This is a genomic window from Pandoraea pneumonica, assembly GCF_049918595.1.
Lineage (GTDB): Bacteria > Pseudomonadota > Gammaproteobacteria > Burkholderiales > Burkholderiaceae > Pandoraea > Pandoraea pneumonica_A.
In genome coordinates, this window is record NZ_JBNCRZ010000001.1 from 788,996 (window position 1) to 810,101 (window position 21,106).

22 protein-coding genes and 1 riboswitch are annotated in these 21,106 nt (G+C 62.2%); of the genes, 5 read left to right on the forward strand and 17 right to left on the reverse strand.

Annotated features, from left to right (window positions below; translation table 11 throughout):
* The first annotated feature begins 28 nt into the window (after nt 1-28).
* From ureE to ureG, 3 genes are all read left to right on the forward strand, one after another.
* Complete coding sequence (gene ureE / locus ACPWR9_RS03725) at nt 29-850, forward strand: urease accessory protein UreE (RefSeq protein ID WP_426296632.1); 822 nt, start codon at nt 29-31, stop codon at nt 848-850.
* On the forward strand, nt 819-1,544 hold the full coding sequence (locus tag ACPWR9_RS03730) for an urease accessory protein UreF (RefSeq protein WP_426296407.1): 726 nt from the start codon (nt 819-821) through the stop codon (nt 1,542-1,544). The genes ureE and ACPWR9_RS03730 overlap by 32 nt, the downstream gene beginning before the upstream one ends.
* A gap of 75 nt (nt 1,545-1,619) precedes the next feature.
* Nucleotides 1,620-2,258 (forward strand): urease accessory protein UreG, encoded by a 639-nt coding sequence (ureG, locus tag ACPWR9_RS03735; protein WP_426296406.1) that lies wholly within the window; start codon nt 1,620-1,622, stop codon nt 2,256-2,258.
* Between the two features lie 112 nt (nt 2,259-2,370).
* Here the strand turns inward: ureG and ACPWR9_RS03740 are convergent, their stop codons facing one another.
* From ACPWR9_RS03740 to ACPWR9_RS03805, 14 genes are all read right to left on the reverse strand, one after another.
* On the reverse strand, nt 2,371-2,658 hold the full coding sequence (locus ACPWR9_RS03740) for a type II toxin-antitoxin system RelE/ParE family toxin (RefSeq protein WP_426296405.1): 288 nt from the start codon (nt 2,656-2,658) through the stop codon (nt 2,371-2,373).
* Complete coding sequence (locus tag ACPWR9_RS03745; protein WP_426296404.1) at nt 2,655-2,936, reverse strand: hypothetical protein; 282 nt, start codon at nt 2,934-2,936, stop codon at nt 2,655-2,657. The genes ACPWR9_RS03740 and ACPWR9_RS03745 overlap by 4 nt, the downstream gene beginning before the upstream one ends.
* A gap of 145 nt (nt 2,937-3,081) precedes the next feature.
* Entirely contained in the window at nt 3,082-4,029 is a 948-nt protein-coding gene (locus ACPWR9_RS03750; RefSeq protein ID WP_426296403.1) for a TraB/GumN family protein, read from the reverse strand.
* Nucleotides 4,030-4,079: 50 nt separating this feature from the next.
* Nucleotides 4,080-5,126: a peptide ABC transporter ATP-binding protein gene (locus tag ACPWR9_RS03755; protein WP_426296402.1), complete on the reverse strand. Its 1,047-nt coding sequence runs from the start codon at nt 5,124-5,126 to the stop codon at nt 4,080-4,082.
* Nucleotides 5,123-6,154 (reverse strand): ABC transporter ATP-binding protein, encoded by a 1,032-nt coding sequence (locus tag ACPWR9_RS03760; protein WP_426296401.1) that lies wholly within the window; start codon nt 6,152-6,154, stop codon nt 5,123-5,125. Before ACPWR9_RS03760 ends, ACPWR9_RS03755 begins: the two co-directional genes overlap by 4 nt.
* A complete protein-coding gene (locus ACPWR9_RS03765; RefSeq protein ID WP_426296400.1) occupies nt 6,151-7,071 on the reverse strand; it encodes an ABC transporter permease subunit in 921 nt (306 codons plus the stop codon). Before ACPWR9_RS03765 ends, ACPWR9_RS03760 begins: the two co-directional genes overlap by 4 nt.
* 12 nt (nt 7,072-7,083) lie before the next feature.
* The gene (locus ACPWR9_RS03770) at nt 7,084-8,088 is read right to left on the reverse strand and encodes an ABC transporter permease subunit (RefSeq protein ID WP_150679690.1); all 1,005 of its coding nucleotides are present in this window, start codon (nt 8,086-8,088) and stop codon (nt 7,084-7,086) included.
* Nucleotides 8,089-8,289: 201 nt separating this feature from the next.
* Nucleotides 8,290-9,930 (reverse strand): ABC transporter substrate-binding protein, encoded by a 1,641-nt coding sequence (locus ACPWR9_RS03775; RefSeq protein ID WP_426296399.1) that lies wholly within the window; start codon nt 9,928-9,930, stop codon nt 8,290-8,292.
* 328 nt (nt 9,931-10,258) lie between these two features.
* Nucleotides 10,259-11,089 carry a methylenetetrahydrofolate reductase [NAD(P)H] gene (gene metF, locus ACPWR9_RS03780; protein WP_150680380.1) on the reverse strand — a complete coding sequence of 277 codons (831 nt, stop codon included), beginning with the start codon at nt 11,087-11,089 and terminating at the stop codon, nt 10,259-10,261.
* 37 nt (nt 11,090-11,126) lie between these two features.
* Nucleotides 11,127-11,978 carry a TlyA family RNA methyltransferase gene (locus tag ACPWR9_RS03785; RefSeq protein WP_426296398.1) on the reverse strand — a complete coding sequence of 284 codons (852 nt, stop codon included), beginning with the start codon at nt 11,976-11,978 and terminating at the stop codon, nt 11,127-11,129.
* Nucleotides 11,979-12,023: 45 nt separating this feature from the next.
* Nucleotides 12,024-12,383 (reverse strand): phage holin family protein, encoded by a 360-nt coding sequence (locus tag ACPWR9_RS03790; RefSeq protein ID WP_150679687.1) that lies wholly within the window; start codon nt 12,381-12,383, stop codon nt 12,024-12,026.
* A 137-nt stretch (nt 12,384-12,520) separates the two neighbouring features.
* The gene (ahcY, locus tag ACPWR9_RS03795) at nt 12,521-13,936 is read right to left on the reverse strand and encodes an adenosylhomocysteinase (RefSeq protein WP_426296397.1); all 1,416 of its coding nucleotides are present in this window, start codon (nt 13,934-13,936) and stop codon (nt 12,521-12,523) included.
* 32 nt (nt 13,937-13,968) lie between these two features.
* Nucleotides 13,969-14,097: riboswitch (S-adenosyl-L-homocysteine riboswitch) on the reverse strand.
* Nucleotides 14,098-14,231: 134 nt separating this feature from the next.
* Nucleotides 14,232-14,915 carry an LrgB family protein gene (locus ACPWR9_RS03800; RefSeq protein ID WP_058376859.1) on the reverse strand — a complete coding sequence of 228 codons (684 nt, stop codon included), beginning with the start codon at nt 14,913-14,915 and terminating at the stop codon, nt 14,232-14,234.
* Nucleotides 14,916-14,993: 78 nt separating this feature from the next.
* Nucleotides 14,994-15,446, reverse strand: coding sequence for a CidA/LrgA family protein (locus ACPWR9_RS03805; protein WP_426296396.1), 453 nt, complete (start codon nt 15,444-15,446; stop codon nt 14,994-14,996).
* A 198-nt stretch (nt 15,447-15,644) separates the two neighbouring features.
* Here ACPWR9_RS03805 and ACPWR9_RS03810 point away from each other — a divergent pair, with 198 nt between their 5' ends.
* Together ACPWR9_RS03810 and ACPWR9_RS03815 are read left to right on the forward strand one after the other, a co-directional pair.
* Nucleotides 15,645-16,598, forward strand: a complete 954-nt coding sequence (locus tag ACPWR9_RS03810) for a LysR family transcriptional regulator (RefSeq protein ID WP_150679684.1) — start codon at nt 15,645-15,647, stop codon at nt 16,596-16,598.
* A gap of 73 nt (nt 16,599-16,671) precedes the next feature.
* On the forward strand, nt 16,672-17,445 hold the full coding sequence (locus ACPWR9_RS03815; protein ID WP_426296395.1) for an exodeoxyribonuclease III: 774 nt from the start codon (nt 16,672-16,674) through the stop codon (nt 17,443-17,445).
* Between the two features lie 72 nt (nt 17,446-17,517).
* On the opposite strand, the gene ACPWR9_RS03820 is transcribed toward ACPWR9_RS03815, so the two are convergent.
* The 3 genes from ACPWR9_RS03820 to metX all read right to left on the reverse strand — a co-directional run bounded on the left by ACPWR9_RS03820 (nt 17,518) and on the right by metX (nt 20,807).
* The gene (locus ACPWR9_RS03820; protein ID WP_426296394.1) at nt 17,518-18,813 is read right to left on the reverse strand and encodes an AmpG family muropeptide MFS transporter; all 1,296 of its coding nucleotides are present in this window, start codon (nt 18,811-18,813) and stop codon (nt 17,518-17,520) included.
* Between the two features lie 114 nt (nt 18,814-18,927).
* Complete coding sequence (gene metW / locus ACPWR9_RS03825; protein ID WP_246182515.1) at nt 18,928-19,602, reverse strand: methionine biosynthesis protein MetW; 675 nt, start codon at nt 19,600-19,602, stop codon at nt 18,928-18,930.
* Complete coding sequence (gene metX, locus ACPWR9_RS03830; protein WP_426296393.1) at nt 19,599-20,807, reverse strand: homoserine O-succinyltransferase MetX; 1,209 nt, start codon at nt 20,805-20,807, stop codon at nt 19,599-19,601. Before metX ends, metW begins: the two co-directional genes overlap by 4 nt.
* Between the last annotated feature and the right edge of the window lie 299 nt (nt 20,808-21,106).

Consider the following 21,106-nt stretch of genomic DNA (forward strand, 5'->3'; position numbering starts at 1 on the left):
GGGCGCGACGACCTCTGCGTCGGCATCGCTGCGCCGCGTCGAGAAGCGCTTCGAAGCGGGACGCATTGCGGCCACGCTCGCGCGCCGAGCCCCTGCGCTGGTATTGCCTTTCGATGCACGCGGCAAAAGCCGTCTGCGCGCGACGTTGGAGACCGGCGAAGAAGTCGCCCTGTTTCTGCCACGCGGCACGGTACTGCGCGGCGGCGACGTGCTGGTCGCGGACGACGGCGGCATGATTCGCGTGGAAGCCGCCCCGGAAACGGTGCTGCTGGTGACGGCCGCCACGCCGCTCGCGCTCACGCGTGCGGCGTACCACCTTGGCAATCGTCATACGCCGGTGGAAGTCGGCGACGGGTATCTCAAGCTCGAGTTCGATTCGGTGCTGCGCGATATGCTGCTGCGACTCGATGTCGATGTGGCCGAAGCGTTGATGCCGTTCGAACCGGAAGCCGGGGCTTATGGTGGTGGTCACAAGCACGGGCACGACGCCACCTTCGACGAAGACTATGCGCTCGCGCAGCAGGTGTTCCACGAGCATCACGGGCACTCGCATGACCATGGGCACTCGCATGACCATGGGCATTCGCATGGTCATGACCACGGGCACGATCACAGCCATGGACACGTGCATGGGCCGAATTGCGGACATGACCACTCGCATGGGCACGTGCACACGGCTGAGTGCGTCCACGATCACGATCACGATCACGGACATGTTCATGGCCCGGGTTGCGGACACGATCACTCACATTCGACGCAACCGTCCAGCGATGACGGTGCCGCGTTGATTCAACCCGCCACACCTCCGAGTCCCTCCGATGACGGCAAGTCTGGCCAGTCCTCTCACTGAACCCGTTGCGGTAGCGTCGCTGCAATCGCTTGCGGCGCTGCTTCACCTGGCGTCGCCTGCGCTGCCCATCGGGGCGTTCAGCTATTCGCAAGGACTGGAAGCCGCGGTCGAGCACGGCATCATCACGGATGCCCCCAGCGCGCAGCGGTGGATCGCGAGTCAGCTCGACGGGGTGTTCACCACCGGCGAGATGGCATTGCTCGCGAGGCAATGGCGACACTGGCAGGCGAATGATTTCACGGCGCTGGTCCGCGTCAACGACTGGTTGTTGGCGACGCGGGAAGCCGCCGAGTTGCGTGCCGAAACTGAGCAAATGGGCTGGTCGCTCACGCAACTGGCGATGTCGCTCGAATGGGGAACGGCGGTGCAACGCGAGCAGTTGGCGTCGATTCGCCCGATTGCGTTGCCGACGGCGTTCGCCTTTGCTGCACTCACGCACGGTGCACCGCTCGCCGACATGCTCGTCGCTTACGCGTTTAGCTGGCTTGAGAATCAGGTCGCAGGCGCACTCAAAGCCGTGCCGCTGGGGCAACTCGCTGCGCAACGCGTGATCGTGGCACTGCGGCCTCGCATTATCGATGCAGCGCATCGCGCGGCCGCGTTGCCCGACGACCGAATCAATACGTTTTCCCCGGCGCTCGCGATCCTCGCGTCGCGCCACGAGACGCAGTACTCAAGGCTATTCCGTTCGTGAGGTGCCACCGCTAAGCGGCACACCTTCGCCCCCCAATTGGACCCTCATCACTCTGCGCCACTCACCACATTCGCTATGACGACATCTTCCAACGCCCGTCGTACCAAGAAGAATCCGCCGCTGCGTGTCGGTATCGGAGGCCCGGTCGGCTCCGGCAAAACCACGCTGACCGAGATGCTCTGCAAAGCGATGCGCGAGCGTTACGATCTCGTCGTCATTACCAACGACATCTATACGAAGGAAGATCAGCGGCTGCTGACGGTAGCCGGTGCGCTGGAACCCGAACGGATTCTAGGTGTGGAGACCGGGGGTTGCCCGCATACGGCGATTCGCGAAGACGCGTCGATCAATCTCGAAGCGGTCGATCGCATGTTGGAGCGCTTCCCGGATGCGGATGTCGTCTTCATCGAGTCGGGTGGCGACAATCTTGCGGCGACGTTCAGCCCCGAGCTATCCGATCTGACGATTTACGTGATCGATGTGGCCGGTGGCGAGAAGATTCCACGCAAGGGTGGCCCCGGCATCACCAAGTCGGATCTGCTGATCATCAACAAAACGGATCTCGCACCGTACGTTGGCGCGTCGCTCGACATCATGCGCGCAGACACCCAGAAGATGCGCGGCATGCGCCCCTTCGTCATGGGCAACATGAAGGAAGGCAAAGGTCTTCAGGAAATCATCCAGTTTATTGAAGCGCGAGGGATGTTGGCTTGAGGGGGATTGTCGGTAGCCGAATGGCCTACCCGTTACGGGCACCGGCGAAGCGAGTTGCGGGCAAGGGGCGTCTCGATAGCTGCAAAACGCCCCCGCCCTTTGAGATCAGTTATTAGGCGAATGCCGACTGTCGTTTGACATGATCGATCGCGAGCACCTCCAGATACTCGTCTTCAATCGTATAGACGATGCGGTAGTTCTTGTGGACGCTCAGGTCACGCGTTCCCTTGACTAAACCTGGGCGGCCAAACGCAGGAAATGTTTGCAGTCGTTCAACAGATTTTTTGAACAGCAAGTTCATGCGCCAAGCGGCCGATCGATTTTTCTCGGCGATATTGCGCAAGATGCGGATTCGTTCGTGTACCGCGTCAACGTCCCACAGAATCGACCGACAATTCATTCCACCCTCTCTTCGGCTGTAAACAGGGCATCACACTCTGCCTCGACAGCTTCACCGTACTTAAAGCGTCCCGCCGCGATATTCGCGAGGCCACGCATCACTTTCTCTCGAAGAATTCGCTCATCTTCGAGCACTGCAAGTGATTCAAGAATTTCCGGAGAGAGAAAATCGTCGTCGATCGACGGATCTTCGTGGTGGTGGTCGTCGGGGTATGGCGCTGGTAATTGCGAGGGAATCTGCGTTAGCGGCTGAGCGGGGAATTGTGTCGAGGTTTGCATCGTGATTACGGCGTTCCGTTGGCTGGGGGGCCACTCAAGCGAGTCATCACAAATTAACGTCCGCGATAGGTCGAGTCAATGCAGGTCGGGGATATCTCGGGCGATTCCCAAATGAACCGCCCGCAAGTCCAAAGCAAGCTTCAGACTATCGCTGCGCGACCGAGAAGCCGTGTTCCCGAAGCAATTGCAGCACGCCGTGCGGGCCGCCAAGATGCAGCGTGCCGATGGCGACGAACACCGGCTTGCCCGGGTCCGCGAGGAACAACATCCGCGCTAAAAAGCGTCGGTTGCGTGAATAGAGAATGCGCTCGTCGATAGCATCGGCCAACGCCACATTACGACGGACTTGCGCCGCCTTGCCCTGCGACCAGTCGAACACCAACTCCGCATCGCCCGCACGCCACAACCGGTGCAACTCTTCCACCTGCGCCGTGGCCTTCTTCGGCGTCAGCACCAACTCCTGCGCCAGCAACTCGTTCTGCTGCGCCGCCGACAGCCCCGTGAACGCATCCATCTGCTCAGCCAGCGACTCCAGCCCGACAATGCGCCCCCGGTAGATGTTCTCCAACTGATTCTCGGTGCCGTACTCCGTTTGCAGGTCGGCACCCATCGAGTCGAGCGTCTCCACGAGCAGCGCCGCCAGCCACGGCCGCATATGGCGAATCTCGGTGAGCATCGCCGGATTGCCCTTCAGGCGATCGCGCAACTTACGCCACAACGGCGCCGGAATCATCCTCGGCAGACACGCGCGCGTACACATGCCGTACTTCTGCACGTCGTCCTGCGACATCGTCAGATCGTCGGGCGACAGCTCGAAAGCCACCACCTTCGATACGCGCAGCGCATCGACCACGACTTTGCGGAAGGGGTAATCGTCGGGCTTGCCGACGTGCAGCGTGCCCATGACGTAGATCGTCATGTCGCCCTTGCGGGCTTCGTAGAACGGGAGATTCGCACCCGGCGGCGATTCGCCGGGTTCGGGCACCACCAGCGGCATCGCACGCGGCGCCACGACGCGCGGCGTCACCGTCGATGCCGCATCGAGCGTGACGGCGAGCGTCATCAGCAGGCAGCCCAGCAGCCAACCGGTCAAAGCGACGCCCCGACGGACATGCGTCGCGCGTGGTGGTCCACCCAATCTCGTCATCCCTCAATGTCTTCAACCCGATGGCACGCCACCAGACGTCCCTCGAGCTTGCGCAATTGCGGCACTTCCTCACGGCAATGGTCGACGGCATACGGGCAGCGCGGTGCAAACGCACACCCCGGCGGCGGGCGCAGCGGCGACGGCAACTCGCCGATCAGCGGAATCTTCACGCGCCGCTCGCTCGCCTTGATCGCCGGCGTCGCCGACATCAACGCCTTGGTGTACGGATGCAGCGGCTTGCCGAACACGGCGGCCTTAGGACCGTGTTCGACCGCGCGGCCGAGATACATCACCATCACGTCGTCGGCCACATGCTCGACCACGGCGAGATTATGCGACACGAATACGTAACTCGTCGCGTACCGGTCCTGCAAATCCATGAAAAGATTCAGGATCTGTGCCTGAATTGAGACATCCAGCGCCGAGACCGGCTCGTCCGCCACCACGATCGCCGGTGACAAGATCATCGCCCGGGCAATCGCCACCCGCTGCCGCTGCCCGCCCGAGAACATATGCGGATACCGCGCCACATGCTCGGGGCGCAACCCCACCGTGCGCATCATCGCGGCGATCTTCTCGCCCCGCTCCGCGCGGGTGAGCGCCGTATTGATGGCCAGCGGCTCGTCGAGCGCCTGACCGACCGTCTTGCGCGGATTGAGCGACGCATACGGGTTCTGGAACACCATCTGCACCCGCGTGCGCAGCGGCGCCAGATCGCCCGCCGACGCCCCCGTAGTCTCGGTCGCGTCGATGGCGAGTGTGCCGGACGTCGGCTGCTCGATCAATGTCAGCACCCGGGCCAGCGTCGATTTGCCGCACCCCGACTCGCCAACCACAGCAAGCGTGCGGCCCGCCGACAGCTCGAACGACACCCCATTGAGTGCCTTGACGGTCGCTTCGCCACGGAATAATCCGCGGTTCACGGCATAGAAACGCTTCAGATCGCGCGCGGCAAGCACCGTGCGGTTCGGCTCATGCGCTTGCGGCGTGGCCTGCGGCGCGTCCGGGCCACCGGGCGGCGTCGCGAAAACGGTTTCACTCATTGCGCACCTCCCGAAGCCAGATCACCTGCCTTACCCATCACGCCTGCCGCGCCGCCTACCCCGTGCGGCAACGGCTTGAAGCAACGTACCCACGGCGTCCCGACAGCACTCGGGCCCGTGTAGGGCTCAAGCGCCGGCTGCACCGTGCGGCAATGGTCATCGGCATACGGACAACGCGGCGACAGCAAACACCCGGCCGGGCGGTCGTCGCGCCCCGGCACGACGCCGGGCAAGGTGTACAGTCGCCGCACACCACGGTTGTGTTCGGGAATCGCGGCGAGCAGTGCCTCGGTATAGGGATGATGCGGCGCGTCGAACAGCGCTGGCACCTGTTGCACTTCAATCACCTGCCCCGCGTACATGACCGCCACGCGATGCGCGACCTCGGCCACCACGGCCAGATCGTGTGAAATCAGCACCAGCGACATGCCGTGATCGCGCTGCAAGCGCAGCAACAGCGCCATGATCTGCGCCTGAATCGTCACGTCGAGCGCCGTCGTCGGTTCGTCGGCGATCAGCAACTTCGGCTGGCAGGCAATCGCCATCGCGATCATCACGCGCTGGTTCATGCCGCCCGAGAGTTGATGCGGATACGCGTCGAGCCGGTTCGCCGCGTCGGGAATTTCCACCTGCTCGAGCAACTCGACAATGCGCTCGCGCAGCGCACGGCCGCGCAGCCCCATGTGGCGACGCAGCACTTCGCCAATTTGATAGCCGATGGAATAGCTCGGGTTCAGGCTGGAGAGCGCGTCCTGAAAGATCATCGAGACGTCGCGGCCGACGATATTGCGGCGTTGCCGGGCCGTCGCATGCAGCAGGTCGCGGCCGTCGAACGTCACCTCATCGGCACGCACACGCCCGGGGGCGTCGATCAGCCCCATGAGCGCGAGCATGGTCACGCTCTTGCCGGAACCGGACTCGCCGACCACGCCGAGGATCTCGCCTTGACCGACATCGAGGTTGATCGCTTCGACCGCGCGCGCGCCGTCGAAATCGACCGAAAGATTGCGGATGGTAAGCAGACTCATGCGATTCGCTTCAGTTTGGGGTCGAGGGCGTCGCGCAGGCCGTCACCGACCAGGTTGATCGCAAGGACCGAGATGACGATCGCAAGGCCGGGCAGCGTCACAATCCACCAGGCACTTTCCATATAGTCGCGCGCCGAAGCGAGCATCGAGCCCCACTCGGCGAGCGGCGGCTGCACACCCAGACCGAGAAAGCCGAGCGCCGCCGCGTCGAGAATCGCCACCGAGAAGCTCAGCGTCGCCTGCACAATCAGCGGTGCCGCGCAGTTCGGCAACACCGTCGAGAACATCAGCCGCAACGTGCCCGCACCAGCCATGCGCGACGCGGTCACATATTCGCGCTGCAATTCGCCGATGGCCGCCGCGCGCGTCAGACGCACGTACGCAGGCAACGTCACGATGGCAATCGCGATGGTCGTGTTGGCGAGCCCCGGGCCGATGATCGCCACCACTGCGACGGCGAGCAACAGCGACGGCAGCGCCATCATCATGTCCATCAGCCGCATGATCGGCGTGTCGAGCCAGCGCGGGAAAAACGCCGCGAGCAAGCCGAGCAAGATGCCGGGAATCAGCGACAGCACCACCGACGACAGACCGATCCAGAACGACAAGCGCGCACCGAAGATCAGGCGAGAAAGAATGTCGCGCCCGGCTTCGTCAGTGCCCAGCAGAAAACTGGCGTTGCCGCCCTCGAACCACGCGGGCGGAATCTTCACGAAGTCGCGGTACTGCTCGATGGGACTGTGTGGCGCGATCAGCGGCGCGAAGATGGCCGCAATGAACATCAGCATCAAAATAATCGCGGCAAACGTCGCGCCGCGATTGGCGGTAAAGCTGCGCAGGAACTCCCGGACCAGTCGCCCACGAGGCGTGGCGGTCACAGCGGCGGGAGGCGGCAGCGTGGCAGGTGCGTCACTCATGGTTGACCTCCTTCAGTGCCGAATGCGCGGGTTGACGACGCCGTAGAGCACGTCGACCAGCAGGTTGACCAGAATGACGCCCGTCGCGATGAGCAGAATGCCGCCCTGCACCACCGGATAGTCGCGTCGCAAAATGGCGTCGATCAGCCATTTGCCGATGCCGGGCCACGAGAACACGTTCTCCGTGAGCACCGCGCCCGCGAGCAGCGTGCCGACTTGCAAGCCGATCACGGTAATCACCGGGATGAGTGCGTTACGCAACGCGTGCACAACTATCACGCGCCACGGCGACAACCCCTTCGCACGCGCGGTGCGAATGTAGTCTTCACGCAGCACTTCGAGCATGGCCGAGCGCGTCATCCGGGCAATCACCGCGAGCGGCACAGTGCCGAGCACGATGGTCGGCAGAATCAGGTGACTGACTGCCGATGAGAACGCGCCCTGATCGCCCGAGAGCAACGTATCGATGAGCATGAACCCAGTCACGACCGGCACGTCGTATTCCACGCCGATGCGCCCTGACACGGGCGTCCATTGCAGATCGACCGAGAACAGCATGATGAGCAACAGTCCCCACCAGAAGATGGGCATCGAATAGCCAGTGAGCGCCGCCCCCATCGTGGTGTGGTCGAGCATCTTGCCGCGCCGCAGCGATGCGGCCACCCCAGCGGGCAGACCGACGATCAGCGCGAACAACATGGCGCAGGTGGCCAGTTCGAGCGTCGCGGGAAAGCGCGCGAAGAACTCGTGGAGCACTCCTTCGTTGGTGACGATGGAGCGCCCGAGGTCGCCTTGCGCGGCGTGCTTCAGATAGACGAAATATTGCGTGGTGAGCGGTTGATCGAGCCCGAGCCGTTTCATGGCTTCGGCGTGCATCACGGGGTCGAGGTTACGCTCGCCCACAAGCACTTCGATCGGATCGCCGGGAATGAGGTGAATCAGCGCGAACGCCAGGACGGTGATGCCGATAAAGGTCGGGATCACCATGCCCAGTCGTCGCAGGACGAATCTCAGCATATGAGGGTTCCGTGGGCTTGCGCACCGCCCGCCCCCGGCGGCAGGACGGGTGGCGCTGTGCCGCGTTAATCAGTCGTAGACGGTCTTATGTCTTGGTGCGGCAAGCAGACCCAGGCGCGGCGGCCAGGTCTGCCTGCTTGATACCAATCAATTGCGTGCTACTGGCGACGATCGTTGCCGTCGCCTTCAGGGGAAGCCCGATCAGTCGAGCGACACACCGGCAAAGCTGTTACGGCTGAACGGGCTGAGCTTGAAGCCCTTCACGTTCGTCGCCATCGGCTTGTATTGCGTGGAGTGCGCGATCGGCGAGAACGGCAGTTGTTGCGCGAAGATTTCCTGCGCTTGCGTGTACAGCTTCGTACGCGCGCCAACGTCCGTGGTCTGACGAGCTTGCTTGATGAGGTCGTCGAACGGCTTGTAGCACCACTTCGAGAAGTTGTTGCCGTTCATCGAATCGCAGCCGAGCAGCACGCCGAGCCAGTTGTCCGGATCGCCGTTGTCGCCCGTCCAGCCGATGAGCAGTGCGTCGTGCTCACCTGCCTTGGCGCGCTTGATGTACTCACCCCACTCGTACGTGACGATGTTCGCCTTCACGCCGATCTTCGCCCAGTCGGCCTGAATCATTTCCGCCATCAGCTTGCCGTTCGGGTTGTACGGACGTTGCACCGGCATCGCCCACAGCGTGATTTCGATATTCTTCACGCCCGCCTTTTCGAGCAACGCTTTGGCTTTCTCGGGGTCGTAGCCGGCCGGCTTGATGTTCTTGTCGTAGGACCATTGCGTCGGCGGCATCGGTGCACCGTTCGACAACTGCCCTGCCGAGCCGTACACAGACTGAAGAATCGCCGGCTTGTTGATCGCCATGTCGAGTGCCTGACGCACTTCCACACGATCGAGCGGCTTCTTCTGCACGTTGTACGCCACGTAGCCGAGGTTGAAACCGACCTGATCCGGCATCTTGAGTTTCGAGGCCTTGCCCTGCGCCGAGATATCGGCCTTGAGCGAATCGACGTCGGCCGGGCGCGGGTACGTTGCCACCTGGCACTCGTTGCGCTTGAGCTTCTGGATACGGACGTTCGCGTCGGTGGTGATCGCGAAGATCAGCTTGCTCACCTTCGGCGGCAGGTTCGTATTCCAGTAGTCCTTGTTGCCGTCCAGACGCAGCGTCGCGTCCTTCGTGTAGCTGCGGAAGATGAACGGGCCCGTGCCGACCGGCTTGAGCGCGATATCGCGGGCATTGTTCGCGGTGAGCAGCTTGTCGGCGTATTCCTTCGACAGAATCGACGCGAACGACATGGCCAGATTCTGGATAAACGGCGCATCGACCTGTTTCAGCACGAAGCGCACGGTGTACGGATCGACGATCTCGATACGGTCGATATCCTTCTGAAGGCCCATGTCGACGAAGTATGGAAACTCAGCCGGATACGCCTTGCGGAAGGCCATCTCGCGATCGCCCATGCGCTCGAACGTGAACTTCACGTCTTCGGCATTGAAGTCACGCGTCGGCGTGAAGTACTCGGTGGTGTGGAACTTGACGCCCTTACGCAAATGGAAGGTGTAGATCTTGTTGTCCGGCGAGATATCCCACTTCTCGGCGAGCGACGGCATCACACCGGTTTCGCCCGGAACGAAGGCGATCAGGCGGTTGTAGATCGCGTCGGCGGGATCGAAATCGGTGCCGGTGGTCAGTTGCCCCGGATCGAAACCGGCGGGACTGCCCTCGGAGCAATACACGAGGGTCTTGTTCGGGAGCTCGACTGCTGAGGCGGGCTGGATCACGGCCGCGCCGGCAAGCAGGGAGGCCGCCAAAAGCAAACGCAGGGTGTGGGTTCGTTTCATAGGCTCCTCGGAATAGTATTTTCGAGGCTCAGGATCGGGTCCCCCGGTTCGGGTTCGCCGCCGAGCACCCGGGAATATTACTGAAGGTTACCTCGCGTCACAACACGCCAAATCCCTAGCGAATTGCCGATTTGCAGCGTTTTCTTTTAGGAAAACACTTAATTTTGATTGGGATTGACATTCATGCGCCGGATCTGCGCAATCGGCGACCTGCTTGTCACAGGGCGTACTGGCAGGAAATACGGGGAGGTGAAGGGAGGAAAAGGGAGGAGACGGGAGGCGGCGGAAAGAAAATCGGCCCGGATGTCTATCCGGGCCGCTGGCCAGCTTACAGGCCGAGCCGCTGCCACATGGCCTTGGTCGCCGATGCCGCATTAAGCGTATAGAAATGCAGACCCGGCGCGCCGTCCGCGAGCAGGCGCTCGCACAAGGCCGTCACCACATCGAGGCCGAAGGCACGGATCGACTCGCGGTCGTCGCCGAAGCCTTCGAGGCGCTTGGCGATCCAGCGCGGCACTTCCGCGCCGCACATTTCCGAGAACCGCATCATCTGCGAGTAATTCGTGATCGGCATGATGCCCGGCACGATCGGCACGTCCACGCCGAGTCGCTTGGCGTCGTCGACGAAGCGGAAGTACGCATCCGCATTGAAGAAGTACTGTGTGATCGCGGCGTTCGCCCCGGCCTTCACCTTGTTGGCGAAGTGTTCGAGATCCAGACGCGGCGACTTCGCCTGCGGGTGGTACTCGGGGTAAGCGGCCACTTCGATGTGGAACCAGTCGCCAGTCTCGGCGCGGATGAATTCCACCAGCTCCGACGCGTAGCGAAACTCGCCGATCTCGCCCATGCCCGACGGCAGGTCGCCGCGCAAGGCCACGATGTGACGAATGCCGTGACTACGGTACGTCTGCAAGATGTCGCGAATGTTCTCTTTGGTCGAACCCACGCACGACAAGTGCGGTGCCGCCTCGACGCCTTCGCGTTGGATTTCCACCACGGTATCGATCGTGCCCTGCTGGGTCGAGCCACCGGCCCCGAACGTCACCGAGACGAATTTCGGTCCCAGCGGGAACAATTGTTGGCGCGTCGCACGCAGCTTCTCCGCGCCCTCGGCGGTCTTGGGCGGGAAGAATTCGAAGCTGAAGGAAGGTTGCGTCATGATCTTCTGATTATCGAGAGAGTGGTTCGCGGGGCACTCATGCGGTGGTGGCATGCGTGGCGTGTACGAAAAACTCTCGGTTACCGTCACCGCCCGTGATCGGGCTGTCGAACCAGCTGGCCACAGTGAGGCCGAGCGACTCGCAGGCAGTGCGGATCTTTGTCTCCACTTGCGCGTATTGCGCGGCGTCGCGTACCAGCCCGCCGCGCCCGATGTGTTCGCGCCCCACCTCGAACTGCGGTTTGACCAGCATCAGCAAGTTGCCATCCTTCGCTAGCAGCGGTGCGAGCGCAGGCAGCACCAGCGTGAGCGAGATGAACGACACGTCGCCCACGATCAGATCGAAACCCGCTTCTGGTACCGATGTGAGTGCGGGCACCGGGGCCCCCACCTCCGCGCGCGATGTCAGCGCTGCTAATTGCTCGTCGAGCAGCTCACGCGACAGATGCCGCGCGTTGATGCCTTCCAGCGAGATCAACCGCGGCTCTGCGCTCAGTCGCGCATGCAGTTGCCCGTGACCGACGTCGACACCGATCACCTGCGCCACGCCTGCGTGCAACAGACAGTCCGCAAAGCCACCGGTCGACAGACCGACGTCGAGCGCGATGCGGGCCTTCAGTGCGTCGGCATCGAGCCCGGCAGCGACGAGCGCGCCTTCGAGCTTCAATCCACCGCGCGACACGTATCGGTCTTCGCCCGGAAGGCCGTCAGCTGCGGCGCGCACTTCGAGCACTTCATCGCTCGCCACGAGTTGGCTGGCCTTCTTGAGCACCGTGTCGGTGTCCGCGAAGTACACCCGCCCCGCGTCGATCAGCCGTTGCGCGGCAGTACGCGACGCCGCGAGGCCTCGCGATACGAGAGCCTGATCGACACGAAGGGATGGCACCATAACTGCAAATTCCTGCGGATGAACACTGACGCGCTGGCGCGCGAATTAAACGTTCGTGGCGCGATCGCCGCCGAACACCAGCGCCGACAGAATCCACGAAATCAAGCTGTACAGCAGCGAGCCGAAGAGCGCCGCCCAGAAGCCGGAAACCTCAAAGCCCTTGACCACGTGAGACGCCAGCCAGAACAGCAGCGCGTTAATCACGAAGATGAACAAGCCGAGCGTGACGACCGTGACCGGCAACGTGAGGATCACGAGCAGCGGACGCAGGAAGGCGTTGATGAGGCCGAGCACGACCGCAACAATCAGCGCAGTACCAATCCCCTTGAGCTGAACGCCCGAGATGACGTGCGGCAAAACGAGAAGTGCGATGGCATTGATGAGCCAAATCAGCAGCAGACGCATAGCAAGCTCCGAAGGACGCGCCGGTGAACGATGCCGATCTGTGTCGGCGTCACCACCGGCAGTGACAAAATCTTGCGCGGCCGCACACGAGATGCGGCCGCGCGGTTACCGCCAATCAATCGCTATCGACTAGCGAATTAATAGCGGTAGTGCGCCGGCTTGAACGGACCGTTCTTCTCGACGCTGATGTACTTCGCCTGATCGTCGCTCAGCACGGTCAGCTCGGCACCGATGCGGCCCAGGTGCAGGCGCGCAACCTTCTCGTCCAGATGCTTCGGCAGCACGTACACGCTGTTCTTGTACTTGGCGCCGTCCACGAACAGTTCGATCTGCGCGAGGGTCTGGTTGGTGAACGAGTTGCTCATCACGAACGACGGGTGGCCGGTGGCGCAGCCCAGATTCACGAGGCGGCCTTCTGCCAACAGGATGATGCGCTTGCCGTCCGGGAAGATGATGTGGTCGACTTGCGGCTTGATGTTTTCCCACTCGTACTTGCGGGTCGACGCGACGTTGATTTCCGAGTCGAAGTGACCGATGTTGCACACGATGGCCTGATTCTTCATCGCGGCCATGTGGTCGTGATCGATCACGTGGAAGTTGCCCGTGGCGGTCACGAAGATGTCGGCCTTGTCGGCGGCGTATTCCATCGTCACGACGCGGTAGCCTTCCATCGCGGCTTGCAGCGCGCAGATCGGATCGATTTCGGTGACCCACACCGTCGCGCCCAGACCACGCAGGCTTTGGGCGCAGCCCTTACCCACGTCGCCATAGCCTGCCACGAGGGCGATCTTGCCGGCGATCATCACGTCGGTCGCGCGCTTGATACCGTCGACGAGCGACTCGCGGCAGCCGTACAGGTTGTCGAACTTCGACTTGGTCACCGAGTCGTTGACGTTGATGGCCGGGAACGGCAGCGTGCCGTCCTTTTCCATCTGATACAGACGGTGCACGCCCGTGGTGGTTTCTTCGGTCACGCCCTTGATCTGCGACAGGCGCTTGCTGTACCACTGCGGATCGATTTCGATGTGACGCTTGATTGCGGCGTACAGGGCCACTTCTTCTTCGTTGGTCGGGTTGCCCACAACCGAGAGGTCCTTCTCGGCCTTGCTGCCCAGAATCAGCAGCAGCGTGGCGTCGCCGCCGTCGTCGAGAATCATGTTGGCGAACTCACCGTTCGGCCATTCGAAGATCTTGTGGCTGTATTCCCAGTATTCGTCGAGCGATTCGCCCTTGAAGGCGAACACGGGGATACCGGCAGCAGCGATCGCGGCAGCAGCGTGATCTTGCGTCGAGAAAATGTTGCACGAGGCCCAGCGCACTTCGGCGCCCAGCGCGGTCAGCGTCTCGATGAGCACGCCCGTCTGGATCGTCATGTGGAGCGAACCGGCGATGCGGGCGCCCTTGAGCGGCTGGCTGGCCTTGAACTCTTCACGCGTGGCCATCAGACCCGGCATTTCGCTCTCGGCGATGCGCAGTTCTTTGCGGCCCCAATCGGCCAGCTTGATATCGGCTACGTGGAAATCGTTGAATTTCGAATCGACTACGGCGTTCATCACGCCTCCTTTCTCTAAATGTCTAGATAGTTGGGACGTGAGCGCCGTTCTTGGGGCTGACGCGCCGAACTATCCGGGTGGAACCGGGGGCCGGCGGGGGCCAATGGGAAGGATCTTGAGCCTGGCAACGTTTGTTCGTTGTCGCAACGCTCCTCAAGACTGGCGCATTGTAGCAAAACTCATGCGGCGCGTCGGCTCAGGGGCGACGCTTGAAGGGTTATTTTTTTGCAGCGAGAGCCGTTACGGACGTCACGCAATAGGCGCGTGGAAGATGCGGCCACGCACCTTCCAGCGGTTAGATCGGCAGATGCGTGAGTAGCGGTGCGGCAAACACCATCACGATGCCGTTGATCATCATCACGAGGCTGGCGACCACGCCTTCCTCGCTACCGATCTGGCGCGCTTTGGCCGTGCCGAAACCGTGGGCCCCGGCACCGAACGGTGCGCCGCGCGCCATGCGCGTACGCAGCGGCAGCCACGACAACAGCGCTTCACCCAGCAGCATGCCGATGAAGCCGGTCACGATCACGAACAGGCCGACCAGATCGCGGGAGCCGCCCACCTTATCGGAGACCACGAGCGCGAACGGCGTCGAGATCGAACGGGCGAGCAGGCTGCGCGCCATCTCCGGCGGCAATTCGAACAAACGGGCCAGCACGAACGAACTGCCCACCGCCACGATCATCGCGACGAGCACACCCACGGTCAGTGCAAATGCGTGACGGCGAATGATGTCGCGGTGTTCGTAAATCGGCACCGCAAAGGCGATGGTCGTGGGGCCGAGCAGCCAGACGAGCCAGCGCGAATCCGAGATGTACGTGGTGTACGAGATATCGCCGCCGACCATCACCGCGATGAGCAGTACCGGCGCGAGAATGGCCGGGCCGAGCCACACCTTGCCGAAACGCGCGTAGAGGCGCTTCGACACGTAATAAAACACGACGGTAAGAGCGAGCAGCAGGAGCGCCGTATGATTCATGACAGTAATCCGGCGAGAGGTAAAAACAGGGTTTGCGAAAGCCCATCGGGCTCCCGCAGGCGCTCAAGGGGCGTTGGTTTAGCGCGCGTTGTGCGCCGCGCGGCGTGCCGGAATGCGCACGAAGACGGCCTTCATGCGGCGCTCGGCACGGCAGGCAAGGTCCACCGCCAAGGCAGTCGAGACCATCACGAGCACAGTGCCCACGCCGATCACGGCGAGCAGTTGCAGGCCTTCGTGGCGCAGCAAGTCGGTGTATTGCATGACCGCGGCGACCATCGGCACGAAGAAGAGAATCATCTCGGCCAAGAACCAGTCGGCACCGCGCTTGATCTTGTCGGCCTTGAGCACGCCGCTCATGAGCAGACCGACCACCGCGAACAGACCGAGAACGCCACCCGGCAGGGGCAAGTGAAAATGACGCGACGCAGCATCGGCCACCAGATAGATGCCAGTGAGCAGCGCAATCTGCCACACCACGTCCACGGCGCGCTTGCTGCGGCTATACAGACGGCTGGCGATCAACTTGGTCATGGCACTCTCCTGGGGGTTTTGCTTCAACATGGAGAGCAGTATAGGAAGCGCTGCAACATAAATATAATGAATTACAATCATCAAAACCATTCCATATCGGAATAATTTAAGTATTAACCCTAATAGTGCATGAGAAAGCCTTATACGACGGGGCTTTGCGGCGGATAGCACCATATTGGTGCAATCGGGAGACCCAAAATGGAACTGCGTGCGTTGCGAGGATTTGTGGAAGTTGTGCGACAGCAGAGCTTCACGGCGGCGGCGGAAGCGTTGTTTGTGACGCAGCCGACGGTCAGCAAAATGGTCAAGGCGCTCGAAGACGAGTTGGGCACGCCGCTCATGTTGCGCGAAGAACGCGGCATGGGGCGCCGACTGCAACTGACCGATGCGGGCCGCGTGGTGTTCGAGCGCGGACAGGATGTGCTCGCCGCGTATGCGCGGTTGCAGCAGGAGTTGGCTGACCTCGAGACGGTGGCGCGTGGCGAGTTGTCGATCGGCATTCCCCCGTTGGGCGGCGATCTCTTCATTCCGGTGATCGGGGCGTTCCATCAGCACTATCCGGATATCGAGATGAAGCTGTTCGAGACCGGCTCGCGGGCCATCGAGCAGGCGCTGTTGGCCGGTGAAATCGAACTGGGTGCCGTGTTGCTGCCGATCGATCCGGCGATTCTCGACGTGCTTCCCGTGTGTCATTACCAGTTGCGTTTGATCGCGCCGCGCGAGTCGACATGGGAGGGGCGCGCGTCGGTCGGCTTAGGCGAACTGCGTGACGAGCCGTTCGTGTTTTACGGCGAGGGCTTTGCGCTGTCAGAGTTGGTGATTGCCGCATGTCGGCGGGCGGGTTTCACGCCGAAGATTGCCGGGCGTTCGAGCCAATGGGACTTCATTGCCTCGATGGTCGACAACGGCGTGGGCATTGCGTTGTTGCCCGAGCCGTTTTGTGCGCGGCTCGATCCGAAGCGGTTCGTCATCGCGGATATTCGCGACCCGGAGATTCCGTGGGATTTGGCGATGGCGTGGCGGCGCGATTCGTACCTCTCGCATGCGGCGCGGCGCTGGCTAGCGTTGGCGCGCGACATTCTCGGGCCGGGTGGCGATGGCGACGCGAAGGCGGCCATTGCGGGGGCGACGAGGCGTCAACCGGCGCGCTAAATGACGATGCGGTATCCTTGCCGCTGACATTTTCTTCCCCCGGCTGCGCGGCGAGCGCGGCACATCGAGACCTATGCGCATCATCACCGCGAATCTGAACGGCGTGCGATCGGCCGCCAAGAAGGGCTTTTTCGAGTGGTTCGGCAAGCAGGATGCCGACATCTTGTGTGTGCAAGAGATCAAGGCGCAGTTGCCCGACATGACGCCCGACTTTCTCAAGCCGCACGACTATCAGGGCTACTTCCACTACGCCGAGAAGAAGGGTTACAGCGGTGCGGGCGTGTACGTGCGCCGCGAGCCTGACGACATCCTGATCGGCTGGGGCCAAGACGAGTTCGATGCCGAAGGCCGTTATGTCGAAGTGCGCTACGGCAACCTGTCGGTGATCTCGGTGTATATCCCGTCGGGGTCGAGCGGCGAAGAGCGTCAGGCGGCGAAATTCCGTTTCATGGCCGACTTCATGCCGCACCTGCTTGAACTGAAGGCCGCGGGCCGTGAAGTGGTGCTGTGTGGCGACGTGAATATCGCGCACAAGGAAATCGACATCAAGAACTGGAAGGGCAACCTGAAGAACTCGGGTTTCCTGCCGGAAGAGCGCGCGTGGCTCACGCAGTTGTTCGACGATCACGGGTATGTGGATGTTTTCCGCACGCTCGATCAACGCCCGGAGCAATACACGTGGTGGAGCAACCGCGGTCAGGCGTATGCGAAGAACGTCGGGTGGCGCATCGATTATCAGATCGCGACACCGGGCATCGCTGGCAAAGCGAAGACGACGTCAGTATTCCGCGACATCAAGTTCAGCGATCATGCGCCGCTGACAGTGGACTACGATCACGCGTTGTAAGCACTGCACGCATTGAAAAAAGCGAGGGGCCAATCCGCGAGGATGGGCCCCTTTGTCATCACGACATGACGACTATCGTGCACCGCTCGTTTGCGGCACGCCGTCGCCGCCGTCATCGTCTGCGCCCCAAGGCGCGACCTTCGGCAGCAGCAACATGCCGGGCACGGCGAGTGCGGTGCAAATCAGGAAGAACGTCAGCCAGCCCACACCGTCGACGATATACCCCGTGCCCGCATTCGCGAACGTGCGCGGCACCGACGCCAGACTCGTGAACAACGCGAACTGCGTCGCCGTATAGCGTGGGTCCGTCGTGCGGGCGATGTAAGCCGTGAACGCCGCCGTCCCCAGCCCCGCCGTGAACGCCTCGAACGCGATCACCGCGCCAAGTCCCGCCACCACCGCGCCCGCCTCCGCCAGCCACGCGAACCCCAGCACCGACACCAATTGCAGCACGCCAAACACCCACAGCCCGCGATTGATGCCGAGCTTGATTAGCCACACGCCACCAATGATCCCGCCCGCGACACTCGCCCACAGACTCGTCGCCTTCGCCACCACGCCGATCTGCGTTTTAGTGAATCCCAAATCGAGATAGAACGACGTCGCCAACGACGTCGCCATCGAATCGCCCAGCTTGTACAGAAAGATGAACGCCAACACCAGCAGCGCCTTCGTCCATCCCCCGCGCGTCACGAACTCATGGAACGGCTCGACCACCGCCTCGCGCAACGTCTTCGGCGGCGTGCCGCGAATCTCCGGCTCTTTGACGACCAGCGTCATGATCAGCCCCGGCAGCATGAACGCCGCCGTCACGAAAAACACCTGCGACCACGGCAGGTGGTCCGCCATGATCAGCGCGAGCGAACCCGGCACCAGCCCGGCCACCTTGTAGGCATTCACATGCATCGCCGTGCCCAAACCCTGCTCCCGGTCGGAGAGCAACTCGCGGCGATACGCGTCGAGACAGATGTCGAGACTCGCGCTAAAGAACGCCAGCGCCGCCGCAAGCGCGGCAATCGTCATCAGATCGCGCTGCGGCGAATACGTCCCCATGAGCGCCACAGCACCCGCCACCAGCAACTGCGTGACGAACATCCACCCGCGCCGCCGTCCCGGCTTCCAACCGAACAGATTCGGCGCGAAGCGATCCATGAGCGGCGCCCACAGAAACTTCCACGTATAGGGGAATTGAATGAGGGCGAAGAGACCAATCGCCTTGAGGTCCACCTGCTCGCTGCGCAGCCATGCCTGCACGAGATTGAGCAGGATGAACAAGGGCAAGCCGGAGGTGAAGCCGAGAATCACGCAGATGATCATCCGCGTGGGGTGAAACACTCGCCCGTCGTCGGGCGGCAGCGAATCGGTCATGGACAGGACAGTTGGGGCCGGCTGCGCACGACGTACGGCACCCGATCGCCCCTGACCATCCACTGTCGGTCATCATGGCACCCGGCGCGCCGCTCCGCCGCCGCAACCGTCGGTTCAGGAACGCTTGACGCGATAGACCGCAAGACTACCACGCCAGTTCGCGCCCACCGACACGAGACGCCCGTTATGCAACACCGCGCGATCCAGAATCTCGACGCCGACTTCCGGCGCCAACGCTTCGAAATCCTTGATCGTCAGCACACGCACGTTCGGCGTGTTGTGCCACTGAAACGGCAAGCTCTTCGACACCGGCATGCGGCCCTGCAACACCGACAACCGATGCGGCCAGTAACCGAAGTTCGGGAACGACACGATCGCCTCGCGTCCCACGCGTACCGTCTCGCGCAGAATGTCCGCCGTGCGGTGAATGGTTTGCAGCGTCTGCGACAGGATGACGGTGTCGAAGCTATTGTCTTCGAACAGCGCCAACCCGCCTTCCATATTCTGCTGAATCACATTGATGCCGCGTTTGGCCGACGCCAGCACACCGGCGTCATCGATCTCGACACCGTAGCCGCTCACATCGAGTTCGTCTGACAGCAGACGCAGCAGCGACCCATCGCTGCAACCGAGATCGAGCACTTGCGAGCCCGGCTCGATCCAGCGCGCGATCACGCGAAAGTCGGCGCGATCGGCGAGCGACGCCGTAATCTGATTGCCCGAAGCCGCCAGTCGCGCAGCTTGCGCGCTAGTCGTAGGCGTCGTGGTTTGATCCGTGGACTGACTCATACCCCGACCTCCTCGGCGATACGTTCGTAATAGGCGCGCACCAGATTGTGATAGCGCGCATCGGTAAGCAGGAAAGCGTCGTGACCGTGCGGCGCGTCGATTTCGGCGTAGCTCACGGTGCGACGCGTGTCGAGCAGCGCCTTGACGATTTCACGCGAGCGGTTCGGCGCGAAACGCCAGTCCGTCGCAAACGATACGATCAAATACTTCGCCGTCGTGTGCGCCAACGCACGCGACAGGTCGCCGCCGACCGTGCGCGCCGGATCGAAATAATCGAGCGCGCGCGTGATCAGCAAATAGGTATTGGCGTCGAAGTATTCGGCGAACTTATCGCCCTGATAGCGCAGATACGACTCCACTTCGAACTCCACATCGAAGCTGAAGCGATAGCCGTCATCTTGTGCGGCTGCGGCACCGTCCGCCCCCTTCACCCCATCCACCAGCGCTTCGGCGCGACGCAGTGCGCGGCCGAACTTGGTGGCCATGTCCTCGTCGGACAAATAGGTGATGTGGCCGATCATGCGCGCAACACGCAAGCCGCGACGCGGCACGACACCATGCGCGTAGTAGTCGCCGCCGTGAAAATCGGGATCGGAGAGAATGGCCGAGCGAGCCACTTCATTGAAGGCGATGTTCTGTGCCGAGAGCTTCGGCGTGGAGGCAATCACCAGACAGTGACCGACACGCTCGGGATACATGATGCTCCACGCAAGCGCCTGCATGCCGCCGAGGCTGCCGCCCATCACCGCCGCAAATTTCTGAATGCCGAACACGTCGGCCACACGCGCCTGCGCGTTCACCCAGTCTTCGACCGTGATGACGGGAAAGCGCGCGCCGTAAGGCGTGCCCGTGCTTTCATCGAGACTCATCGGGCCGGTCGAGCCGAAGCACGAGCCGAGATTGTTCACACCGATGACGAAGAAGCGGTTGGTGTCGAGCGGCTTGCCGGGCCCGACCATGTTGTCCCACCAGCCGATGTCCTTGGGGTTATCGGCGGCGATACCCGCCACGTGATGCGACGCGTTGAGCGCGTGGCACACCAGCACGGCATTGCTGCGATCGGCGTTCAACTCGCCGTAAGTCTCGACCATCAGGTCGTAGCCCGCGAGAGTGCTGCCGTTTTGCAGTGCCAGCGGCTGCGCAAAATGCATCCGCTGTGGCGTGACGATTCCGACTGACGATTCCATATTTCCTGTCCGAAACATGCCGGTCGCGCTGTCCGAAAAGACGGCAGCGGTCCTTAGGCGTTTGGTGCGGGGAAAAAGGTCGACGAAAAACGGGCGGGGTGCGCGAACGACCTCTTTAGCCGCATTTGTATTGAATGCCTCCAACGGAGCCCAGCCCCTGTCGAAGTCATTCGCGCGCCCGCAAGCGAGTCACCAAATCGGCGCGCCAATCATCGCGATTGCACCAACTGCACCATCAGCTTGGCAGCGGCCCCATCACGAGTTCCAAAAGTATAACGTAATCTGCGTAGCTGACATTGGGTCCATACATGCACCCT

Coding starts and splice junctions, on each gene's coding strand:
- ACPWR9_RS03730 (WP_426296407.1), top strand. CDS start 819: ATGACGGCAAGTCTGGCCAGTCCTCTCACTGAACCCGTTGCGGTAGCG.
- ureG (WP_426296406.1), top strand. CDS start 1,620: ATGACGACATCTTCCAACGCCCGTCGTACCAAGAAGAATCCGCCGCTG.
- ACPWR9_RS03740 (WP_426296405.1), bottom strand. CDS start 2,658: ATGAATTGTCGGTCGATTCTGTGGGACGTTGACGCGGTACACGAACGA.
- ACPWR9_RS03745 (WP_426296404.1), bottom strand. CDS start 2,936: ATGCAAACCTCGACACAATTCCCCGCTCAGCCGCTAACGCAGATTCCC.
- ACPWR9_RS03755 (WP_426296402.1), bottom strand. CDS start 5,126: ATGAGTGAAACCGTTTTCGCGACGCCGCCCGGTGGCCCGGACGCGCCG.
- ACPWR9_RS03760 (WP_426296401.1), bottom strand. CDS start 6,154: ATGAGTCTGCTTACCATCCGCAATCTTTCGGTCGATTTCGACGGCGCG.
- ACPWR9_RS03765 (WP_426296400.1), bottom strand. CDS start 7,071: ATGAGTGACGCACCTGCCACGCTGCCGCCTCCCGCCGCTGTGACCGCC.
- ACPWR9_RS03770 (WP_150679690.1), bottom strand. CDS start 8,088: ATGCTGAGATTCGTCCTGCGACGACTGGGCATGGTGATCCCGACCTTT.
- ACPWR9_RS03775 (WP_426296399.1), bottom strand. CDS start 9,930: ATGAAACGAACCCACACCCTGCGTTTGCTTTTGGCGGCCTCCCTGCTT.
- metF (WP_150680380.1), bottom strand. CDS start 11,089: ATGACGCAACCTTCCTTCAGCTTCGAATTCTTCCCGCCCAAGACCGCC.
- ACPWR9_RS03785 (WP_426296398.1), bottom strand. CDS start 11,978: ATGGTGCCATCCCTTCGTGTCGATCAGGCTCTCGTATCGCGAGGCCTC.
- ACPWR9_RS03790 (WP_150679687.1), bottom strand. CDS start 12,383: ATGCGTCTGCTGCTGATTTGGCTCATCAATGCCATCGCACTTCTCGTT.
- ahcY (WP_426296397.1), bottom strand. CDS start 13,936: ATGAACGCCGTAGTCGATTCGAAATTCAACGATTTCCACGTAGCCGAT.
- ACPWR9_RS03800 (WP_058376859.1), bottom strand. CDS start 14,915: ATGAATCATACGGCGCTCCTGCTGCTCGCTCTTACCGTCGTGTTTTAT.
- ACPWR9_RS03805 (WP_426296396.1), bottom strand. CDS start 15,446: ATGACCAAGTTGATCGCCAGCCGTCTGTATAGCCGCAGCAAGCGCGCC.
- ACPWR9_RS03810 (WP_150679684.1), top strand. CDS start 15,645: ATGGAACTGCGTGCGTTGCGAGGATTTGTGGAAGTTGTGCGACAGCAG.
- ACPWR9_RS03815 (WP_426296395.1), top strand. CDS start 16,672: ATGCGCATCATCACCGCGAATCTGAACGGCGTGCGATCGGCCGCCAAG.
- ACPWR9_RS03820 (WP_426296394.1), bottom strand. CDS start 18,813: ATGACCGATTCGCTGCCGCCCGACGACGGGCGAGTGTTTCACCCCACG.
- metW (WP_246182515.1), bottom strand. CDS start 19,602: ATGAGTCAGTCCACGGATCAAACCACGACGCCTACGACTAGCGCGCAA.
- metX (WP_426296393.1), bottom strand. CDS start 20,807: ATGTTTCGGACAGGAAATATGGAATCGTCAGTCGGAATCGTCACGCCA.